This window comes from Chloroflexota bacterium, from assembly GCA_026706485.1.
Taxonomy (GTDB): Bacteria; Chloroflexota; UBA11872; order UBA11872; family UBA11872; genus JAJECS01.
The window spans coordinates 113,080-130,715 of sequence record JAPOYR010000006.1; the positions used below are offsets into that span (position 1 = coordinate 113,080).

The 17,636-nt window shown below is 65.8% G+C and carries 15 protein-coding genes; 9 read left to right on the forward strand and 6 right to left on the reverse strand.

Annotated elements, in window-relative coordinates; all coding sequences use genetic code 11:
• The first annotated feature begins 57 nt into the window (after nucleotides 1–57).
• The 3 genes from OXG79_05285 to OXG79_05295 all read left to right on the forward strand — a co-directional run bounded on the left by OXG79_05285 (nucleotide 58) and on the right by OXG79_05295 (nucleotide 5,162).
• Complete coding sequence (locus OXG79_05285) at nucleotides 58–1,815, forward strand: ABC transporter ATP-binding protein (GenBank protein ID MCY3783182.1); 1,758 nt, start codon at nucleotides 58–60, stop codon at nucleotides 1,813–1,815.
• Nucleotides 1,812–3,608, forward strand: coding sequence for an ABC transporter ATP-binding protein (locus OXG79_05290; protein ID MCY3783183.1), 1,797 nt, complete (start codon nucleotides 1,812–1,814; stop codon nucleotides 3,606–3,608). The genes OXG79_05285 and OXG79_05290 overlap by 4 nt, the downstream gene beginning before the upstream one ends.
• A gap of 111 nt (nucleotides 3,609–3,719) precedes the next feature.
• On the forward strand, nucleotides 3,720–5,162 hold the full coding sequence (locus tag OXG79_05295) for a hypothetical protein (GenBank protein MCY3783184.1): 1,443 nt from the start codon (nucleotides 3,720–3,722) through the stop codon (nucleotides 5,160–5,162).
• Nucleotides 5,163–5,205: 43 nt separating this feature from the next.
• Here the strand turns inward: OXG79_05295 and OXG79_05300 are convergent, their stop codons facing one another.
• Complete coding sequence (locus OXG79_05300; protein MCY3783185.1) at nucleotides 5,206–5,886, reverse strand: creatininase family protein; 681 nt, start codon at nucleotides 5,884–5,886, stop codon at nucleotides 5,206–5,208.
• Nucleotides 5,887–6,028: 142 nt separating this feature from the next.
• Here OXG79_05300 and OXG79_05305 point away from each other — a divergent pair, with 142 nt between their 5' ends.
• Nucleotides 6,029–6,703: an RraA family protein gene (locus tag OXG79_05305; GenBank protein MCY3783186.1), complete on the forward strand. Its 675-nt coding sequence runs from the start codon at nucleotides 6,029–6,031 to the stop codon at nucleotides 6,701–6,703.
• A gap of 136 nt (nucleotides 6,704–6,839) precedes the next feature.
• Here OXG79_05305 and OXG79_05310 read toward each other — a convergent pair whose 3' ends face one another.
• From OXG79_05310 to OXG79_05320, 3 genes are all read right to left on the reverse strand, one after another.
• Nucleotides 6,840–7,787, reverse strand: coding sequence for a sugar ABC transporter permease (locus OXG79_05310; protein ID MCY3783187.1), 948 nt, complete (start codon nucleotides 7,785–7,787; stop codon nucleotides 6,840–6,842).
• Between the two features lie 106 nt (nucleotides 7,788–7,893).
• Nucleotides 7,894–9,168, reverse strand: a complete 1,275-nt coding sequence (locus OXG79_05315) for an extracellular solute-binding protein (protein ID MCY3783188.1) — start codon at nucleotides 9,166–9,168, stop codon at nucleotides 7,894–7,896.
• Between the two features lie 151 nt (nucleotides 9,169–9,319).
• Nucleotides 9,320–10,222 carry a carbohydrate ABC transporter permease gene (locus OXG79_05320; protein MCY3783189.1) on the reverse strand — a complete coding sequence of 301 codons (903 nt, stop codon included), beginning with the start codon at nucleotides 10,220–10,222 and terminating at the stop codon, nucleotides 9,320–9,322.
• Nucleotides 10,223–10,398: 176 nt separating this feature from the next.
• On the opposite strand from OXG79_05320, the gene OXG79_05325 reads away from it, so the two are divergent.
• Nucleotides 10,399–11,550 (forward strand): Gfo/Idh/MocA family oxidoreductase, encoded by a 1,152-nt coding sequence (locus OXG79_05325; GenBank protein MCY3783190.1) that lies wholly within the window; start codon nucleotides 10,399–10,401, stop codon nucleotides 11,548–11,550.
• Between the two features lie 24 nt (nucleotides 11,551–11,574).
• Here OXG79_05325 and OXG79_05330 read toward each other — a convergent pair whose 3' ends face one another.
• A complete protein-coding gene (locus OXG79_05330; protein ID MCY3783191.1) occupies nucleotides 11,575–12,327 on the reverse strand; it encodes a class I SAM-dependent methyltransferase in 753 nt (250 codons plus the stop codon).
• Between the two features lie 86 nt (nucleotides 12,328–12,413).
• Between OXG79_05330 and OXG79_05335 the strand changes: the two genes are divergently transcribed.
• From OXG79_05335 to OXG79_05350, 4 genes are read left to right on the forward strand one after another with little or no spacing between them, the layout of a single operon-like run.
• Entirely contained in the window at nucleotides 12,414–13,433 is a 1,020-nt protein-coding gene (locus OXG79_05335) for a membrane dipeptidase (GenBank protein MCY3783192.1), read from the forward strand.
• 42 nt (nucleotides 13,434–13,475) lie between these two features.
• The gene (locus OXG79_05340) at nucleotides 13,476–14,612 is read left to right on the forward strand and encodes a Xaa-Pro peptidase family protein (protein ID MCY3783193.1); all 1,137 of its coding nucleotides are present in this window, start codon (nucleotides 13,476–13,478) and stop codon (nucleotides 14,610–14,612) included.
• Nucleotides 14,613–14,650: 38 nt separating this feature from the next.
• A complete protein-coding gene (locus tag OXG79_05345) occupies nucleotides 14,651–15,385 on the forward strand; it encodes a hypothetical protein (GenBank protein ID MCY3783194.1) in 735 nt (244 codons plus the stop codon).
• 42 nt (nucleotides 15,386–15,427) lie between these two features.
• A complete protein-coding gene (locus OXG79_05350) occupies nucleotides 15,428–16,306 on the forward strand; it encodes an SMP-30/gluconolactonase/LRE family protein (protein MCY3783195.1) in 879 nt (292 codons plus the stop codon).
• 283 nt (nucleotides 16,307–16,589) lie between these two features.
• Here the strand turns inward: OXG79_05350 and OXG79_05355 are convergent, their stop codons facing one another.
• Complete coding sequence (locus OXG79_05355) at nucleotides 16,590–17,630, reverse strand: ABC transporter permease subunit (GenBank protein ID MCY3783196.1); 1,041 nt, start codon at nucleotides 17,628–17,630, stop codon at nucleotides 16,590–16,592.
• Nucleotides 17,631–17,636 lie beyond the last annotated feature (6 nt).

The following is a 17,636-nucleotide window of genomic DNA, read 5'->3' on the forward strand; positions in this document are numbered from 1 at the left end:
CGACGCAGACTTTTGGTGCGGTCTTGCTTGACCGCCCTGGCGGCCTGAGCGACTCACATGGAAGCCCCACTCCCCAGTACCGCCACGACCGTCCGCCGCCTGGCCGCCTATCTGCGGCCGCACTGGCGGGCACAGGTCGGCGCCATCGTCGCCTCCTTGCTCGCGGTGAGCGCCGAGGTTCCGGTCCCGTTGCTCACCAAGGCGCTCGTCGACGACGTGGCGATTGCCGGCAAGCTGGAGTTGCTGCCGCCGGTGCTGGCGGCCCTGGGGATTCTGGCGGTGTTGACGGCGGCTCTATCCGTTCTCAGCCGCTATCTGTTCACGCGCGCGGGCGCGCGCGCCGTCAATGTGCTGCGGGCGCACCTGATGCGGCACTTGTTTCGCCTGCCGCTGACGTATTTCCGGCGGCACCGTCGGGGCGAGGTCGTTACGCATTTCACGTCGGACGCCGAGGCCGTCCTGACCGCATACCAAGAGTCATACGGTCAAGGAATCGCGTCGGCAATACAGCTCGTCATCGTAGTCGCGGTAATTGCCGTCTTCGACTGGCGATTTGGGGTCGCGGCGGCGGCGATCGTTCCCGTCTACATGCTCGTGCCCTGGCTGAACCGGCGGCACCAAGCCCGGGCAAGCCGCCGCATGCAGGACGCAACCGGCCACCTCGGCGGCCTCGCCACGGAACTCGTCGCCGGCACACGGGATCTCCGGGCATTCAATGCGGAGGCCTGGTCCCTCCAGCGCTTACGTCTGGGCCTACGTGCGATGTTGCGGGCGGGCGTCTATCAGGGGACCGTCCGCGGCTGGTCCTACGCCCTCAATGCCGTGTTTTGGTTGATTCACGCGGGAATCTTCGCCGTGCTGGCCGACGGCATTTTTCAGGGCACGGTCACCATCGGCTTCGCCCTTGCCATGGTTGGCTACTTTGCCTGGCTGGACTTTTCGGTGTTCCCACTCACCATCGCGTATGTAGAACTTCAGAACGCCGTTGGCGCAGCCGGGCGGCTGTTTGGCTTCATCGATACATCGGGTGAGCCGGCCGCGGACCAAGCCTCATCAGAGCTGTCCGTGCCGCGCGGCGAGATTGAGTTTCGTAACGTCAGCGTGGCCTTCGCGTCCGGCCCAAACGTGCTTCAGGGCGTGTCCTTCACGGTGCCTGCCGGGAAGCTGACTGCCCTCGTTGGCCCCACGGGCGCCGGCAAGTCGACGGCCGTCAACGCCCTGCTTGGCTTCGTCCGTCCCCACGAAGGCTCCATCGCCATTGACGGTCGCGACATCTCGGAAACCGGTCCAACGCAGGTGCGGCGCCACGTCGGCGTCGTGTTCCAGGACCCGGCGCTGTTTACCGGATCGATCGGTGAAAACATCAGCTTCGGTCGCGATGACATTGACCCGGCGCGCATCGAGGAATCGGCACGCATCGCGCGCGCCGCGGAATTTATCGAGGAGCTGCCGGGGGGCTACGAGACCACTCTTGGCGAACGCGGGCTCGGCTTGTCGGGCGGCCAGGTGCAACGGATCGCCATCGCGCGCGCCATCGCGCCCGACCCCAAGATCCTCGTGCTCGACGAGGCAACCTCCTCGCTCGACGCCGAGGCTGAACGCGACGTGATGGCCGCGATGTCGGCAAGCATGGGCGGGCGCACCACGATCGTGATTGCCCACCGGCTGGCAACAGTCCGGCGGGCTAACGAGATCGTCGTGCTCGACGCCGGTCGTGTCATTGACCGTGGTCGACATGACGAGCTCTACGGACGGTGTGAGCTGTACCGCGACCTCTGCGATCTGCAGATGGTGCAGCCGGCGGCCGCGCCATGAGCACTGCGTTGCCAGCCGACCAGGTTGCACCTCGCGCGACGCCGGAGCTCTCGGATCGGGCACTGGTGCGACGCTTGTGGGCCTACATGCGGCCCAGCGGCTGGGATTACTCGGTGGCCATTGGGGCGACGCTCGGCAACTCGGTGATCTGGATCGTTCGCCCATGGCTGTTGCACCTCATCATCGACGACGTGTTTGGGCAAGGGAATCGTGATTTGCTGGTGCCGGTGCTGATCGCGATCGGCGCCGTGGGCATCGTGACGGCCATCGATGCGACGGTCGGCCACTGGTTCCACGAGCGCGCGGCCCAGGGCGCGATGCTCAGGCTTCGCTCTGACGTTCTACGGCACGCCCAGCGGATGCCGCTCAGCGAAGTCCGCGCCCGCCGGACTGGCGACATCGCCGCACACCTGAGCTCCGACGCCACCGTGATCGCCGGTGTCTTTTTGGATTTCGTCTCGCTGGTGTTCGCCCAAGCGTTCCGTCTGCCGGCGTATCTGGCAATCCTCTTTGCCATCGACTGGCGCCTGGGCGTGATTGCGCTCAGTTCGCTGCCACTGCATGCGCTGATGGCGACGAAGCTTCGCGGCACCACGCGGTCAGCCAGCGGACGCGTCCAGGATGCTGTCGGGCGGCTGTCGGCCGTGCTCACCGACATGGCCGGGGGTGTGCGCGACATCAAGGCTGCGAACCGCCAAACCTGGGCGGGCGAGCGTGTCGGCACTGAGGCGGATGGGCTCTGGCGGGCACAAGTCCATCTGTCGCTGTTCAATAGCCTGCGATGGGCGCCAAATGTCGTGTACTGGCTGATCTACATCGCCATCTGGGCCGTTCTCGCCGGCGCCGTGGTGGATGGGGCGGTGCAACTGGGAATGCTCGTGGCGGCCGGCCAGTACATGCTTCAACTCGGTGCACCGGTAGGCAACGCCGTCTCCGATTACTCCCGCATGCAGATGGCGGCCGGCGCCGCTCGCCGCGTGTTCGCGTTCCTCGACTCCGGTCCCGGGCCAGCGCCACCCGCGACGACCACCCAGCCTGTGGGTGAACGCGGAGAGATTCGCTTCGAGCGTGTGTCATTCGCCTACCCGGATAGCGATCCGGTACTGCGCGACGTGAGCTTTCGCGCCAACCCCGGAGAAACCGTTGCGCTGGTCGGTCCGAGCGGGGCGGGGAAGACGTCGCTCACCAGCCTCTTACTCCGGTTCTACGAGCCGACTAGCGGCTGCATCCGTGTCGATGGAACCGACATTTCTGGCGTCGATGCTGCCGCGGTCCGGGCGCGCCTTGGCGTGGTGTTCCAGGACACCGTGCTCTTCGACGGTTCGATCGAGCAAAACATCCGGCTTGGGCGTGACGACCTCGGAGGCGAACGAATGATCGAGGCCGCGACAATCGCCAACGCGCACGACTTCATCACCGCCACCGAGGATGGCTACGACACGCACATCGGCGAGCGTGGCTTGCGCCTTTCCGGCGGGCAGATCCAACGGGTGGCGATTGCGCGAGCGATTCTCGATGACCCTCGCATTCTCATCCTCGACGAGGCCACATCATCGCTCGATGCGGAGTCCGAGCGTCTGGTGCAGGAGGCACTCGAGCGCGCAGCCGCGGGCCGCACGACCATGGTCATCGCCCACCGGCTCGCCACCGTGCGCCGCGCGGATTCAATCGTGGTGCTCGACGAGGGCCGCGTGCTGGATACCGGCCGCCATGACGAGCTATACGCGCGCTGCGACCTGTACCGACGTCTCTGCGACCTGCAGTTCCTGCAGCCGGACGCCGTCCAGGAATAGGCCAAGCGATCGATTGGCCCGGTCGGTGCCGATGCGATCGACACCTCGCGATTCCGCGGGGCGCTCGACTTGGGAGAATGGAGGCGAGGCACTAAATACGAGGACGGGCCGATGACGCAACCGTTGGAGTTCGGCAGCCAGAAGCAGCTCTTCATCGACGATCTCGTCATTGACGAGGCCGTCGGCGTCACGCGGAGCCTCAATCAGCCCGAGAAATACGTCGGCAATCCCGTCATGATTCCGCTCTATCCGTGGGAAGGCCGGCTGGAGCTTTTTGGCACAGTCTGGCGCGACCCGGACGGCGGTTTCCGGATGTGGTACCAGGGCATGGGCGGCATGGGCGTCGCCCGCATGGGCCTGGACCTGACGGGCACCCACCTGGAGGACCTCGACTTCGACATGCGGAACCTCCAATACAGCATCTGCTACGCCACCTCGCACGACGGCATCCACTGGGAGCGGCCCAACCTCGGCCTGGTCGAGTTCGACGGCGCCACCGATAACAACGTCGTGATTGCGAACGCGGCTTTCGCCAATGTGATCGAGGACACCCGCGACCCGGACCCCGACCGGCGCTACAAGTCGCTGTTCTTCGAGGATCAAGACTGTGCGGCGCTGGGCTCGCTCCACATCGACCAGGGCGTCTCCGTGGCATTTTCGCCAGACGGGCTGCGGTGGACCAAGCACCCGGGCAACCCCGTGATCACCAGGTCCAGCGACAGCCACACGCTCTTTGGCTGGGATGACCTGCACGGCTGCTACGTGGCGTATGCCCGACCCACGATGCGCGAAGGCAACATGACCCGCCGCATCGGGCGCTGCGTGAGCGACGACTTCGTGAACTGGAGTGACCCCGAAGACGTCCTCGCGCCGGACGAGCATGACCCGCCCGCGGTGGAGTTCTACGGCATGCCGGTGTTTCGATATTCGGGCTACTACCTTGGCCTGCTGTACGTCTTTCACACCCGGCCCGAAGAGCCCATCGAGCGCAATTTCCGCAATTTCGGCGCCATCGACGTCCAGCTCGCCTCGAGTCGGGACGGCGTCAGCTGGGAGCGGGCCGGCGATCGGCAGCCGTTCATCCCAAACGGCCCGCCCGGAAGCATCGACGCCGGCGAGATTTTTGTGGCCCGCGCTCCCGTGGCGGTGGACGACGAGCTGTGGTTCTACTACTCGCCCAGCGCGACGGAGCACGGCGTCACTGGTCGCAGCGGGCCGATCTGCCTGGCCAAGCTGCGGATGGACGGCTTCGTCTCGGTCGACGCCGGCGACGACACCGGCACGCTGGTCACCAAGGCGTTCCGATGCGCGGGTGGTCCGCTGACGATCAACGCCGCCGCGCGCGGCGGCCTCGTCGGCGTCGCGGTCCTCGACGAAAGCGGCACCCAGCACCGGGGATACTCCCGCCATGAGTGCGCCCTGTTCGACGGCGACTCGATCAGCCACCGAGTGACCTGGCACGACAAGCGCTCGCTGGACGAGTTGAAGGGACGCAACATCCGCCTCAAGTTCTACCTGCAAAACGCCAAGCTCTACGCCTTCACCATCGGCTAGCAATAGCCGCACCTAGCCACTCGTCGTCGAGCCGCGACAGCTACTAGGCTCCTGATCGTTCCCCCAGCAGCTTGAGCGTGCCGTCCGCGATGGTGGCGACGATCTCGTCGAACGCCGCCGCGCCCATCTCGCGTGAGGCCGTCCCAACTGGATTCAAGCCGAGGATGCCCTGTGCCTCCAGCTCCAGATCGGACCGGACCTTGGTCAAGTCCACGAGGTCCGGGTCCACGTGCCACAGCACGCTGGTTTCCCATTTCGCTGCGTGGTCGAGGGGATATTCCTCGTCGTCGATCGCCGCGTTGTCGGGCAGGATCCAGAGCGCGATTCCGGCGGCCTCCGCGGCCGGTCGCGCGCCGCGCTCCAGCGCCGCCAGGTGGTCGGGATTGCCGTGGCCGGAAATGATGACCACCACCGCGAAACCCTCCTCGGCCAGCTGCGCCACGTACTCGTGCGCCAATGACTCGAGCGTCCCGGCCGAAATCTCAATGGTGTGACCGAAGCCGGCTTGAGGTTTCATCGTCCCGTGTCCGCAATACAGCGTCGGCAGCGAGATGGCGCCGATGCGGTCGGCCACGGCGTCGGCGAAGGCGGCGGCCTTCAGCCCGTCGAGGCCGATCGCCGCGTGATAGCCGTGCCATTCCAGGGCGCCCCAAGGGAGCACCGCCACGGGCACCTTGGCGCGGATGGCCTCGATCTCTTCTGGTCGCAGGCGTTCGTATTTCATGGCGCGGCCTCCAGCTCCGGCGGCGGGCCGGGAGCGTATCAGAACTACGGCATGGAACTGCCAAGCGCCGTACTTGCGCGTCGGCGCCACCGTGCGTAGGTTCGGGGATTCACCGCACTCGCACCACGATTCGAGCGAAGCCATGACCGAGCTGGACCCGGCGATCCTCGACGGCTTGCTGGAGTACGACACCCCGACCATCTGCAACGCGATCGAAGAGATGGAGGTGCGCGACCCGGTCGACGGCTACATGGGCTGGGACGTTCGCTGCATGTATCCGGACCTGGGACGCATGGTGGGCTACGCCGTCACCGCGACGGGCCGCAGCACCGTGCCTGGCTCGCCGCAGAAAGGCGACGGCTTCCCCCAGTGGTTCGAGCTGGTCGAGAAGTCACCCAAGCCGGCGGTGCTCGTGCTCAAGGACGTGGGGCCCGACCGCTACCGCTCGGCCCACTGCGGCGACGTGATGGTCACGATTTCGCTGGCTTTGGGCGCCATTGGCCTGGTGACCGACGGCGGCGTGCGCGATTTCGAAACCGTGCATGAGCTCGGCTTTCGCTACTTCGCGTCGGGCCTGGTGGCCGCGCACGGCACGCCCGAGATCGTGCAGGCGGGGCTGGACGTCACGATCAGCGGCACCCTCGTGCGCACCGGCGACATCATCCATGCCGACGTGAATGGGGTCGCCGTGCTGCCGCCGGAACATTGCGCCGAAATCCTGGAGCGCTGCCCCGGCGTGCTCGAGATCGAGGAGCGCCGACGTGCGTTGGCCAACTCGCCCGGATTCAAGGCGGCGGACCTGCGCAACATGCCCTAGGGGTTACTGAACGAGAAAGGCCCCATGGCATCCATAGACCCCAATTCGTTCGACAGCCCCTTCGACTAGCTCAGGGCGAACGGATTGGGGGCTAGCCCGGGTTCTTCATCAGACTCTTGCAAGGTGGGCTCGGCGGTCAGCCTTCCAACAGCCGCCCGCGTATCCGCAGGAACCAGAAGACGAAGAACGCGGTGATCAGCAGGATCATCACGGCCGACGCGGCCGAGATGCCGAAGTTGAAGCCGATAAACGCCTCGCGATAGGTCAGCAGCGGCAGCACCATCGTCGTGTCGCCGGGGCCGCCGCCGGTCGTCAGGAACGGCAGGTCCCAATTGCGGAACGTATAGATCGTGTCCAGCAGCAGGATCGTGAGGATCGTGGGCCCCATGGCCGGCAGCGTGATGTGACGAAAGCGCCGCCAGCGCCCCGCGCCGTCAACCGAGGCCGCTTCGTAGTGGTCCTTGGGAATGCTCTGCAAGCCGGCCAGCCACATGATCATCGTCAGCGGATAGCCGCCCCAACCGTTGGTGGCGATCAGCGCCGGCATGGCCAGCTTGAAGTCGCCAAACCACTCCGGCGGCGGGCAGCACTCCACGATGCCGAGGCTCCGCAGCATGCTGTTGAATCCGCCGCGATGGTCGAGCAGCAGCACCCAGGTGATGGCGACGACCGCGGGGATGATGAGCCAGGGTGTGATGAATATGGCCCGAAAGAACGTCCGCAGCGACCCGCGCATGCGTGACGTGAGCAGCAGTGCCAGGCCGCCGCCCACGATCTGATGAATGATCAGGCTGGCGACTACGAAGATGATCGAGTTCGCGAGCGCGACCCAAAAGAGCTCTTTCTGAAACAGATCGGCGTAGTTCTCGAAACCGACGAACCGTTCCCCGACGCGCGAAAACAAGTCTTGAAACAAGCTCATGTGAATCATGCGGCCCATGGGAAACACCATCAGGGCCGCCATCACGAGCACTGCCGGGGCGACGAACGCATAGGGAAGCAGCGCCCGCCGCCATGACCCGCGACGCTTTGAGCCCGCGCCGCTCGATGCGCGCGACGTTGGAGGGGCTACCGAGTCGGCCATTGCGAAGGCTAAGTCCTAAGCGCTCTCGCGCGTGGCTCTCTTGGGGGGCGCAGGCTGAAGCCCGCGCCCCCAAGAGCCACACTCGCTATGACAGCGAGCGGACGGCCTAGCCGCTTACCGATTCGTTCCATTCCGTCTCGGTGCGGTCCAGGACCTCCTGATAGGAGGCGGTCCCGTTGATGGCGTCGTGGATGTGCCCGACCAAGATCAGGCGCTCATCGCCCAGGCCCTCGGAGCCCCGGGCGCCCTCGAACGTGGCCCACTTGACCGCCTCGCTCACAAGACCGCTCATCTTGCCTTCCGAGTAGGTGGGCGTCGCGTTCTTGTTCGCCGGAACCTGGTTGCCGAGCCCCGCGAGCAGCGAATTGCCCTCGACGCCGGCGATCCATGCCAGGAAATCGAAGGTTTCCTGCGGGTGCTCCGTGCGGTCGGCGATGCTGTTGCGCCAGCCGAAGGTGAAGCCGGCCCGCTCGGCCGGACCCTCCAGCGGCGGACCAACGAAGAAACTGAGATCTTCGCGCTCCAGATAGCCGTTGAAGTGCGCGGAGTTGTCGTAGAACATGCCGCTCAAGCCTGAGCCGAAGTTCTCGATCAGCGTTTGCTCGGTGCCATTGAGGCTTCCGGGGGCGACCATGCCTTCCTTGAGCTCCATGTCGAGCACGTAGCTCAGCGCCGCCAGGCCTTCCGAGGTATTGGCCTCGAAGGTGAGGTCGTCGTCGTTCTCAACCTCTCCGCCCGCCTGCCAGATCTGCGGGTACAGGTGGCTGTAGACCTGCGGATTTTCCAGGCTCCAGGCGTGCGAGATGCCGTACTGGCCGGCGTCCGGGTTCGTGATCTGCTTGCCGATCTCGATGTGCTCGTCCCAGTTGTCCGGTGGCCCGTCCACGCCGGCGGCCTCGAACGTGCCCTCGTTGTAGTGGGTGAGCCCGGTGATCGTGGACATCGGGACGACGACGATCTCGTTCCCGATCCGGTTCTTGAGCGGCTCGGCGTAGTCCGACCAGTCGAAGTTCGCCGCGTTGGCCATGCTCTCGACTTCGCGAATCATGCCCTGGTCCCAGAAGTCACCGATCTGCCAGAAGCCGATTTGGATGGCGTCCGGCAGGGCTCCGGCGGCGTGCAGGGTGATCATCTTGTCCTGGGCCTGTGAAAAGCCAAGGTTCTGGGGCTCCACATGGATGTGGGGCATGGCCGCGTGGAAGGCGTCCAAGATCTCTGCGGCCGGGCCCTCTCCGACCTCGGAGAACGCCCAGTTCAGGTATTCGATCGTGACCGTTTCCCGCTCGCCGCTGTCCATGGCGGTCTCGGCCATGGCTTCGGGCTCGGCCTCGTCCTCGCCGCAGGCCGCGAGCACCGACGCCGCCGCGACACTTACCGTCACGCCAAAGCCTGCAGCAAGCAACGATCGCCGGCTGAATTTGCGTGGACTCATACACACCTCCTGTCCAACGTGGTTTCGGGCGCTCGGCCCGCGGAGCCGAGCACCGCAGTCGATCAGCGTTTCCCGATACGCCACCTCCTCATGTGCACGGCTACTGCTTGACAGCCCCGAGGGTCAGTCCCGACACCAGGTATCGCTGCGCCAGGGCGTAGAGCACGAGCAGCGGAATGCTGGCGATCACGGATGCCGCCAGCATCTGATGCCAGTCCACGTTTTGCTGTCCGATGAGCGTGACGATGCCCAGTGGAATGGTGCGCATGTCATCGGACACCGTCAGCTGCACGGCAAACAGCAGATCCTGGAACGAGAGAATGAAGGCAAAGACCCCGGTCGCCACGATTCCCGGCAATGCCAGGGGGCGCATGATCGTCCAGAGCATGCGCAGCCGGCCAGCGCCGTCGATGAATGCGGACTCTTCCAGCTCGATCGGAATGGTGGCGAAATAGGTCGTCAACATGAGGATGGCCAGCGGCAGGGCAAACGCGGCGTAGGTGATGATCAGCGCCAGGTGGGTGTCGTAGAGCCCGAACTGCCGCACCAGCGCGAAGAACGGGATGATCATGGCCACCGGCGGGATCTGCTGCGTGCCCACCACGAAAAACTCCAGCAGTCGCTTGCCGCGAAAGGCAAAGCGCGAAATGCCGTAGGCGGCGAGCGCTCCCAGTGTGATGGCGAGCAGAGTGGTAGCGCCGGCCACGAAATAGCTATTCAGAAATATTCGAAGCCAAAGGCCCTTTCCGAAGACTTTGCCGTAGGCCTCGAGGGTTGGCGTTGGCGGCAGCCACTCGGCCGGATGCTTGAAGATCTCCCCGTTGGGCCGAATCGAGTTGGTGACCAGCCAGAAAATGGGATACAGCACGACGACGGCGAGGGCGAGAAGAATTAGACCCCGGATGATGATTTCGAGATGGGATGGCCAGCGGCGCAACGCCCCCCGGCCGGCTGCCGGTGCCGCGCCGGCGCCAGGTTGTCGAGCGACTGCATTGCGGATCATGGTGCACACCCACGATCACCAAAGCTCGCCGCTGAGCCCGGGATCAAGCCCCTCTGCAGACGGCGCGAGTATACGCCGGGTGCCAACTAGCCGCGAGCGAACTGCCCCGAGACTGAAACTGTGGCCCCATATAATGCGGGCTCGCCGTGCAGCGTGCATATCCGAGGAGTCGCACCGTGGCGCGCAAGGTCAGCGTCGGCGTCGTGGGCATTGGGACGGTGGCCGAGCTGTTCTACCTGGAAGCCATCGTCACGCATGGTGATCGCGCCGAGCTGACGGCGCTCTGCGACGTGGTGCCGGGCCGGGCGCAGGCCGCCGCCGATAAGTGGGGCGCCAGGGCCGCGTTCACCGACTTGGGTGAGATGCTCGCGTCGACGGACGTCGAGGCCGTGCTGGTGTTGACCAAACACAGCCAGCACTACGAGCACGCCAAGCAGGTACTTGAAGCCGGCCGGCATCTGGGCATTGAAAAGCCCATTGCGGCGACGTTCGAGCAGGCGACCGAGATCGTGGAGCTGGCGGAAGCGCGGGGGCTCAAGCTGGCGGCGGCGCCGGCCATGGCGTTCGAGCCCGTGGCGCGGCGCGCCGAGGCCCTCATTGCCAGAGGCGCCATCGGCCGGGTGGCCGCGGTGCGGACGCACATGACCGCCAATCCTGCCGACCGGGAAACCGAGTGGCAGCGAATTGGGCCCAACCTGGCCCGGATCGATACTCCTCCTACCGATCAAACGTGGATGTACCAGGCCGGCGAGGGCGGCCCGCTCTTTGACCTGACGCCCTATCAGCTCATTCCGCCCACGCGGCTCTTGGGCCCGATCAAGCGCGTGGGCGCGCTCGCCGGCATCGCCGTGCCCGAGCGAGTCTCTGGGAGCGGTCCGGCCAAGGGGCAGCGGTTCGCCACCACGGCCCCGGACAACGTGGTGATGCTGCTTGACTGGGGCGAGGATCGCTTCGGCACGGTCTATTCGGGATACCTGCCGGCGAACTTCCGCGGGCCGCACACCGAGTACTACGGCGACGCCGGGGTTCTCGCGGTGAACGGCGGCACGGGCGTCGACAACATCGAGCTCTACCGCACCGTCACCGGCGGCCGTGAAAGCCGTTGGGAGGCCGTGGGCGAGCCGAACGACGGCTGGGACGTCGTGGACCGCGCGGGCGCGATCACGCACCTGGTGGACTGCATCGCGGACGATGCCGAGGTGCAACTCTCCGCCCGCCAGGCGCTGCACATCCTCGAGGTGATCGACCTGGTGCACCAATCGAGCGCCGGCGCCCAGTTCCTGCCGACGACCACGACGTTTGAGTTGCCGGGGGCGCTTCCGGTCTAGGCTGTCGGGCCGGACGGCTTGGCGCTACGCGCGCGAGTCGTCGTGGACGTAGACCGAGACGTGGTTGGTGCTGGAGGCGTCGAACGGCGACCGGCTCCAGTTCGCCCAGCGCGCGTGCAAGCGCAGCCCGGCGAGTTGCGCCATTAGGTCGAGCTCCGACGGCCAGGCGTACCGGATCTGAGTGGGTCGCATGTCGATTGATCCGTCCGACAAGAAGATCATTTGGCTAGTGACGCGCTGGGCCACTGGGTCGTGGCTGGCGGCATCCAGACGGACCTGATCGAGGCCGACCTCTCCGACGCTGAGCGATCGGTTGCGTTGAAACCGCGCCAGGTTCGGCACGAAGGCCTCGATCACGAGCGCACCATCCGGTTTGAGGCGTTTTGCCACGTTGCCGAAGCAGCGCACCTGGTCCGCCTGCTCCAGCAACACGTAGAACGTGTTGAAGACTACGAAGATGAGGTCGAACGGACCCGGGCGACCGACGTCGGCGAAGTCGCCCATCGTCACAGGAATGTCCGCGCCGCCTGGCTTGGCACGAAGCTTCGCCACCATGGACTCCGACAGGTCGATGCCCTCGACGGCCACGCCCTCGGCCGCCAGCGGCAGCGCGAAGCGACCGGTCCCGATGCCCAACTCGAGCGCACGGCCTCCACACGCGAGGTCCGCCAGAAACGCAATTTCGGACGGATTGGCGTCCCTGTGGATGTCGTCGTAGATCTCGGCCCACCGCTCGCCATAGGTCGCCGGGTCGATAGGTCCGTCGGTTGTTGCCATGGGCGATTATGCGGCACGTGCGCATGGCGCCCACGCCAGTTGCCCGCGTCTGCCATGCTTGGCGGAGCGAAGCGAGGAGCACTGCCATGTCCCCTGACACGCCCCTGCCGCCTGTGCTGAGCGACGCTCCGGTGATCGACCTGCTCGGCGGCAACCTCGGCTCGGTCATCCCTCCGAGCAAGACGCCCGCGGCCTACGGCGACCACGTCAGGCACGGCGGCGTGAACGTCATTCACGTCACGTTGGCGCTCTACGCGCGGGACATTGAGCACCTGCTCGACGACTTCTTCGACGCCTTCAATCTCTGCGATCAGATGGGCCACAAGCTCATGCTCATCGAGCGGACGGCGGACATCGGCGAGGCGCACGCTTCCGGAAAGCTGGGGCTGATCCTTGGCTTCCAGGGGCTGGACGTCTTCCGTCACAACACCCAGTTCGTCCCAATCTTCCATCGACTGGGCCTGCGCGTCGCCGCCCTCACCTACAACGAAGTCAACCAGCTGGGCGCCGGCTGCCTCGAGCCGCGCGACGACGGCCTGACGCTGCTGGGCATCCGCATGGTTCGCGAGCTGCGGCGCGCGGGGATCGTGCTCGATCTGTCCCACGCGGGCGTCCGAACGTCGCTCGACGCCATCGAACGCTACGACGGTCCCGTGATGTTCACGCACTCCAACGCCCACGCCGTCACTCCCAACCCGCGCAACCTGACCGACGACCAGATTCGCGCCACGGCCGCCACGGGCGGCGTCGTCGGCCTGGCGTCGTATGCCCCGTTCTGCCACCAGGAAAAAAAGGACAGCCTGGACCTGGAAGACTTCTTCCGCCACATCGACTACGTCTGTGAGCTGGTCGGCCCGGAGCACGCGGCCATCGGCTCGGACATCACGCCGCAATCGAAGGTGAAGTGGGAAAACGCCACCAAGCGCATGTACCCCGACATGGTCGGGCGCTACGTGCTGGAGACGGAGTACGTGGAAGGGCTTCACACGCACGCGGAGTTTCCGGCAATTCCCGAGGGTCTGCGGAAGCTTGGCTATGCGGAGGACGAGATTCGGGGCATCCTCGGAGGTAACGCCGCCCGTGTTTTCGAACAGATCTGGGGCTAGTCCCCCGACGGAAAACGAACCGTAGGCGCGAGGGACGATCCCGTGCTGCTGAACCACGCTCGTGCCCTGGAGTTGATGGGTCGGGAGGGCGTCGACATCTTGGTCCTGACGCAGCCCAACAACTTCCTCTACTTCTCGGACTTCACGCAGGTCAACTCGTTTTCGTTCATCGACCGCCCCGCCATCTGCCTGTTCTTTGCCGATGCCGCGATCGATCCGGTCGCCATCATTCCGCGCTGGAACTACCAGGCGTTCGTCAGGACGAGTTGGATCGAAGACGTCGTGGTTTACGCGGAGCACGCCGTCCCGGGCAGCCGCGCCGAGGCCGGCGGCTGGCGGCGGGCGCTTCGCACGGCGCTCGCCGATCGCACCGACGCGCGAACGGTGGGCGTGGAAGAGAAGGTGATCCCCAAGTGGATCATGGACGAGGTGGCGGCGGCCTGCGCCGACTGCACGGTGCGCGACTGCGGCGAGCTGATCCGGCGCATTCGCGCCATCAAGACCGCCGACGAGCTTGGCCACCTGCGCGCGGCGGCAGGAGTCTTGGATACCGCCTCCGCCGACATGCTGGCGGCTGCCCACACCGGGGTCAGTGAGGCCGAGTTGGCGGCTACGTTTCGAGCCAGCGTTGGGCGGCAGGGCGCGGAGGGCATCAAGAACTTCGTGCTTGGGTTCGGCCCGGAAACCGTCATCACGCATAAGGTTCCCGGAAGCCGCCGGCTCGCCGAGGGCGACCTGATCCGCTTCGACCTGGGCGCGCTCGTGCACGGCTACCACGCCGACAACGCGCGGTCCCATGTGTGGGGCACGCCGAGCGCCGTGCAAGAGCGGCTCTACGCGGCCGTGATGCACGGCCAGACCCAAGGCGAGGCGCTCTTGCGGCCGGGCGTGAGCGCGGGAGAGATCTACGCGGCCACCGTGGACGGCCTGCAACAGTCGCTGCCCCACGCGCGGTTGGAGCACGTGGGGCACGGCATCGGCGTGGAGCACCACGAAAGCCCGGCGCTGATCCACGGCAACACCCAGGCGCTGGAACCGAACATGGTCATAAACCTCGAGACGCTCTACCACGACGCCGAGCACGGGGCGTTTGCGGTCGAGGACACCTATCTGATCACGGCCGACGGCCACGAGCGATGGACACACCTGTCCCGAGAGCTGGGTCTGGCGGCGGCCTGACGGTGGGCCGGGTCTTCGGGTACGCGGGGTGGGCGGTCATGCAGGTGGTCCGGAACTTCGGCACGCTCGGGTTGCGTCTGAATATCCTGTGGTTTCTCGCCGCGCTGCCGTTGCTTCCGGCCGTTGGCATTCCAGTTGCGCTTGCCGTCCAGCAGGCCGCGAGCGGATTTGACTCCCCGCAAGCACCGCTGATCCTGGCCCTCGCGCTGCTTGGCGCCACGGGCGCGGCGTGCCTGTCGGCGGGGCCCGCGACACTGGCACTGGTCCAGTCAGCGGCGCGCTTCGTGCAGGGCGACGAGATTGGCTTCGTCGACTTCTGGCACGCCCTGCGGCGCCATTGGCCGCGCGGGTGGCTGGTGCTGTTCGCCGACCTCGTGCCGCTCTATGCCCTGGTTTTCGGCTTCTACTTCTACTTGAACTCGGGGCAACTCGCCCTGCAGGCGCTGGCATTCGTGGCGCTGTACCTGACGCTCGTCTGGGTCGGCGCGCAGGCCTATCTCTTTCCCCTGCTCATTCGCGCCGACGTATCGCCGCCACAGGCGTTTCTGGGTGCGTTTGCGATGGCCCTGGGTCGCGTCGCGTCCTCCGCCGCGTTCGTGCTGGTCGCCGCCGCGGCTATCGGCGTGAGCCTGGCCTTTGTGCTCCCGCTGATGGTCTTGGCGCCGGTTACCCTGGCCTTGGTCGGACATCGAATGGCGCAGGATCGGTTTGGCGGGCCATTGGGCGAAACGACGGAGTCCGAGCCCGACGATTCGCGACGCGACGATGGGTGAGGCAGGGTCGCAGGAGCGGCCCGCAGCCACAGGAGGTGAGCGATGAGTGAATCGACTTCGGTCGAGCTGGTGGCCGACGCGCACGCCATCGTCGGCGAGGGGCCGGTGTGGGACGCCTCCACGGGCCTCCTGGTCTGGGTCGACATCGAGGGCAAGCGCATTTACGAGTTCGATCCTGCAACCGGCGTCAATCGGGAAATCGAGGTCCCGCAGTATCCCGGCGCCGTGGTGCGCCGCGCGTCCGGTGGCTACATGGCCGCGGTGACCAACGGTTTCGCCTCCGTCGATCGTGACGGCGGGTTCGAGTTGGTGGTGCCGGTCGAGGCGGACCTGCCCGAAAACCGCATGAACGACGGCAAGTGCGACCCGCAGGGCCGGTTCTGGGCCGGCACGACGCGCATGACCCACGACGCCCCGATCGGCGTGCTTCACCGGCTGGACACCGACCTGTCGCTCCATCCCATGGTCGGTGAGCTCTGGGTGTCCAACGGGCTGGACTGGACCGACGACGAGCGGCGCATGTACTTCATCGACTCGTTCGCGGGGAGCGTGGATGTCTTCGACTACGACGCCGCCACCGGCGATATCGCCAATCGCCGCCCGCTCATCGACGTGCCGGAGTCCTGGGGCACCCCGGACGGCATGACGCTGGACGCCGAGGGCTATCTCTGGGTGGCGTTCTGGGGCAGCAGCCGTGTGCGGCGATTCGACCCGGAGGGACGGTTGGACCGGGAGATCGCGCTGCCCGTCACGCAGGTCACCAGCTGCGCCTTCGGTGGACCCGATCTGCGCGATCTCTACATCACCAGCGGAGCGCGGGGGCTCGACGCCGAGGCGCTCGAGCGCGAGCCGCAAGCGGGCGGCCTGTTCCGCGCACGGCCCGGCGTGCAGGGACGCCCGGCGTTCGAGTTCGCTGGGTAATCGCGCCGCGGCCGCCTTCAGGCCACCCAGGTGTCATTGCGAGCCCAATTCATGTCATTTCGAGCGAAGCGAGAAATCTAGAGGGCCCTAAACGGGCGCGGCGTCGTTGGATTCCTCACTGCGTGTGGAGACTCCACCTGGGCCACCGGTGTCACTTCGAGCGGAGCGAGAAATCTAAGGGGCAAGGGAGAAGGCGCAGTGTCCTTAGATTCCTCACTGCGTTCGGAATGACAGGACAGGGAACACTCTAGAGCGGCCTGGCTGCGAGTCGGCCCGGGTTCTGCTACCCGCCCTTGGCGCCGGCGACGTCCTTGCGCTGGAACAGCCAGAAGGCGAGCCCGCCGAAGATGACGGTGTATGCCAGCATCACCATCGCGGCGGGCAAATCGTCGGGCAACGCGCCAATTCCGCCCGGTCCAAATGAAAACTCGTCGACATCCATCCATCCGCTGGCCGCGCGGCCTAGCACAAAGGTGGAGATGGGCTCGAACCAGTCGAAACTCGCAAGGATCCCAACGACGATCTGCTCAATGACGTAGTAGCCCACGCTGATCGCGATGCCCATTCCCGATGATGCCGTCAACACCGACATCAGCACAGCCAAGGCCACATACGGCATGTAGACATAGGTGAGCTTGCCAAACGAGGCGGCAAGGTCCGACCACTCCCCGTAACCGACAAGCTCGCCGCCCTCGAGCGTGAGTGACGCAATCACGCTGCCAACGCCGACGACGGACAAAACGAAGGCGCTCAGACCGACGCTCACGAGCCCAATCACGAGCGTCTTTGACGCCAGTAGCTGCCAGCGGCCGACGCCCCGCACCAAGACGGTGCGCAAGGTCCCCCAGCCATATTCGGTCCCCGGAATCGACGCCGCCAGGATCATCATGAGGATGACCCCGAAGAACGCGAGCGTGCTGTGCAACGACACCCTGAGGCTGTGGGGCGGGAACATTGATTGCCGGATCGAATCGGATTGGCCGACGACCGATTCACAATCCTCGGCGAAATCCAGCAAGTCCCTGGCGATTCTCTCGCGTTCCTCCGGCGAAAAACGCTCCAGATCTACGGGGAGATCGCCCTCTCGCATGTCTCCGATTTCTCCGCACGTGAGATCAAACGTGACGCTTTTCCCTGCGGTATCCGTTGGCGCAAACACCCGGCTAGTTTGATTGGCAGGCCCTCCGCTTTGGACGAACGCATAGGTGCTCCAAAAGACCAATTGCGCGATGGCGATGGCGATGAGCAGCAGAATCCACGGCATGCGCCGGCGGTGCAGCTTGAACCACTCCCACCGGGTGAGGGTGAGGACGTGTCCGATCATTCGGCC

Excerpts from the sequence above, each read along its gene's own strand:
- OXG79_05355 (MCY3783196.1), bottom strand. The coding sequence starts at position 17,630 with ATGATCGGACACGTCCTCACCCTCACCCGGTGGGAGTGGTTCAAGCTG.
- OXG79_05320 (MCY3783189.1), bottom strand. The coding sequence starts at position 10,222 with ATGATCCGCAATGCAGTCGCTCGACAACCTGGCGCCGGCGCGGCACCG.
- OXG79_05330 (MCY3783191.1), bottom strand. The coding sequence starts at position 12,327 with ATGGCAACAACCGACGGACCTATCGACCCGGCGACCTATGGCGAGCGG.
- OXG79_05345 (MCY3783194.1), top strand. The coding sequence starts at position 14,651 with ATGCAGGTGGTCCGGAACTTCGGCACGCTCGGGTTGCGTCTGAATATC.
- OXG79_05285 (MCY3783182.1), top strand. The coding sequence starts at position 58 with ATGGAAGCCCCACTCCCCAGTACCGCCACGACCGTCCGCCGCCTGGCC.
- OXG79_05300 (MCY3783185.1), bottom strand. The coding sequence starts at position 5,886 with ATGAAATACGAACGCCTGCGACCAGAAGAGATCGAGGCCATCCGCGCC.
- OXG79_05295 (MCY3783184.1), top strand. The coding sequence starts at position 3,720 with ATGACGCAACCGTTGGAGTTCGGCAGCCAGAAGCAGCTCTTCATCGAC.
- OXG79_05350 (MCY3783195.1), top strand. The coding sequence starts at position 15,428 with ATGAGTGAATCGACTTCGGTCGAGCTGGTGGCCGACGCGCACGCCATC.
- OXG79_05305 (MCY3783186.1), top strand. The coding sequence starts at position 6,029 with ATGACCGAGCTGGACCCGGCGATCCTCGACGGCTTGCTGGAGTACGAC.
- OXG79_05335 (MCY3783192.1), top strand. The coding sequence starts at position 12,414 with ATGTCCCCTGACACGCCCCTGCCGCCTGTGCTGAGCGACGCTCCGGTG.
- OXG79_05290 (MCY3783183.1), top strand. The coding sequence starts at position 1,812 with ATGAGCACTGCGTTGCCAGCCGACCAGGTTGCACCTCGCGCGACGCCG.
- OXG79_05310 (MCY3783187.1), bottom strand. The coding sequence starts at position 7,787 with ATGGCCGACTCGGTAGCCCCTCCAACGTCGCGCGCATCGAGCGGCGCG.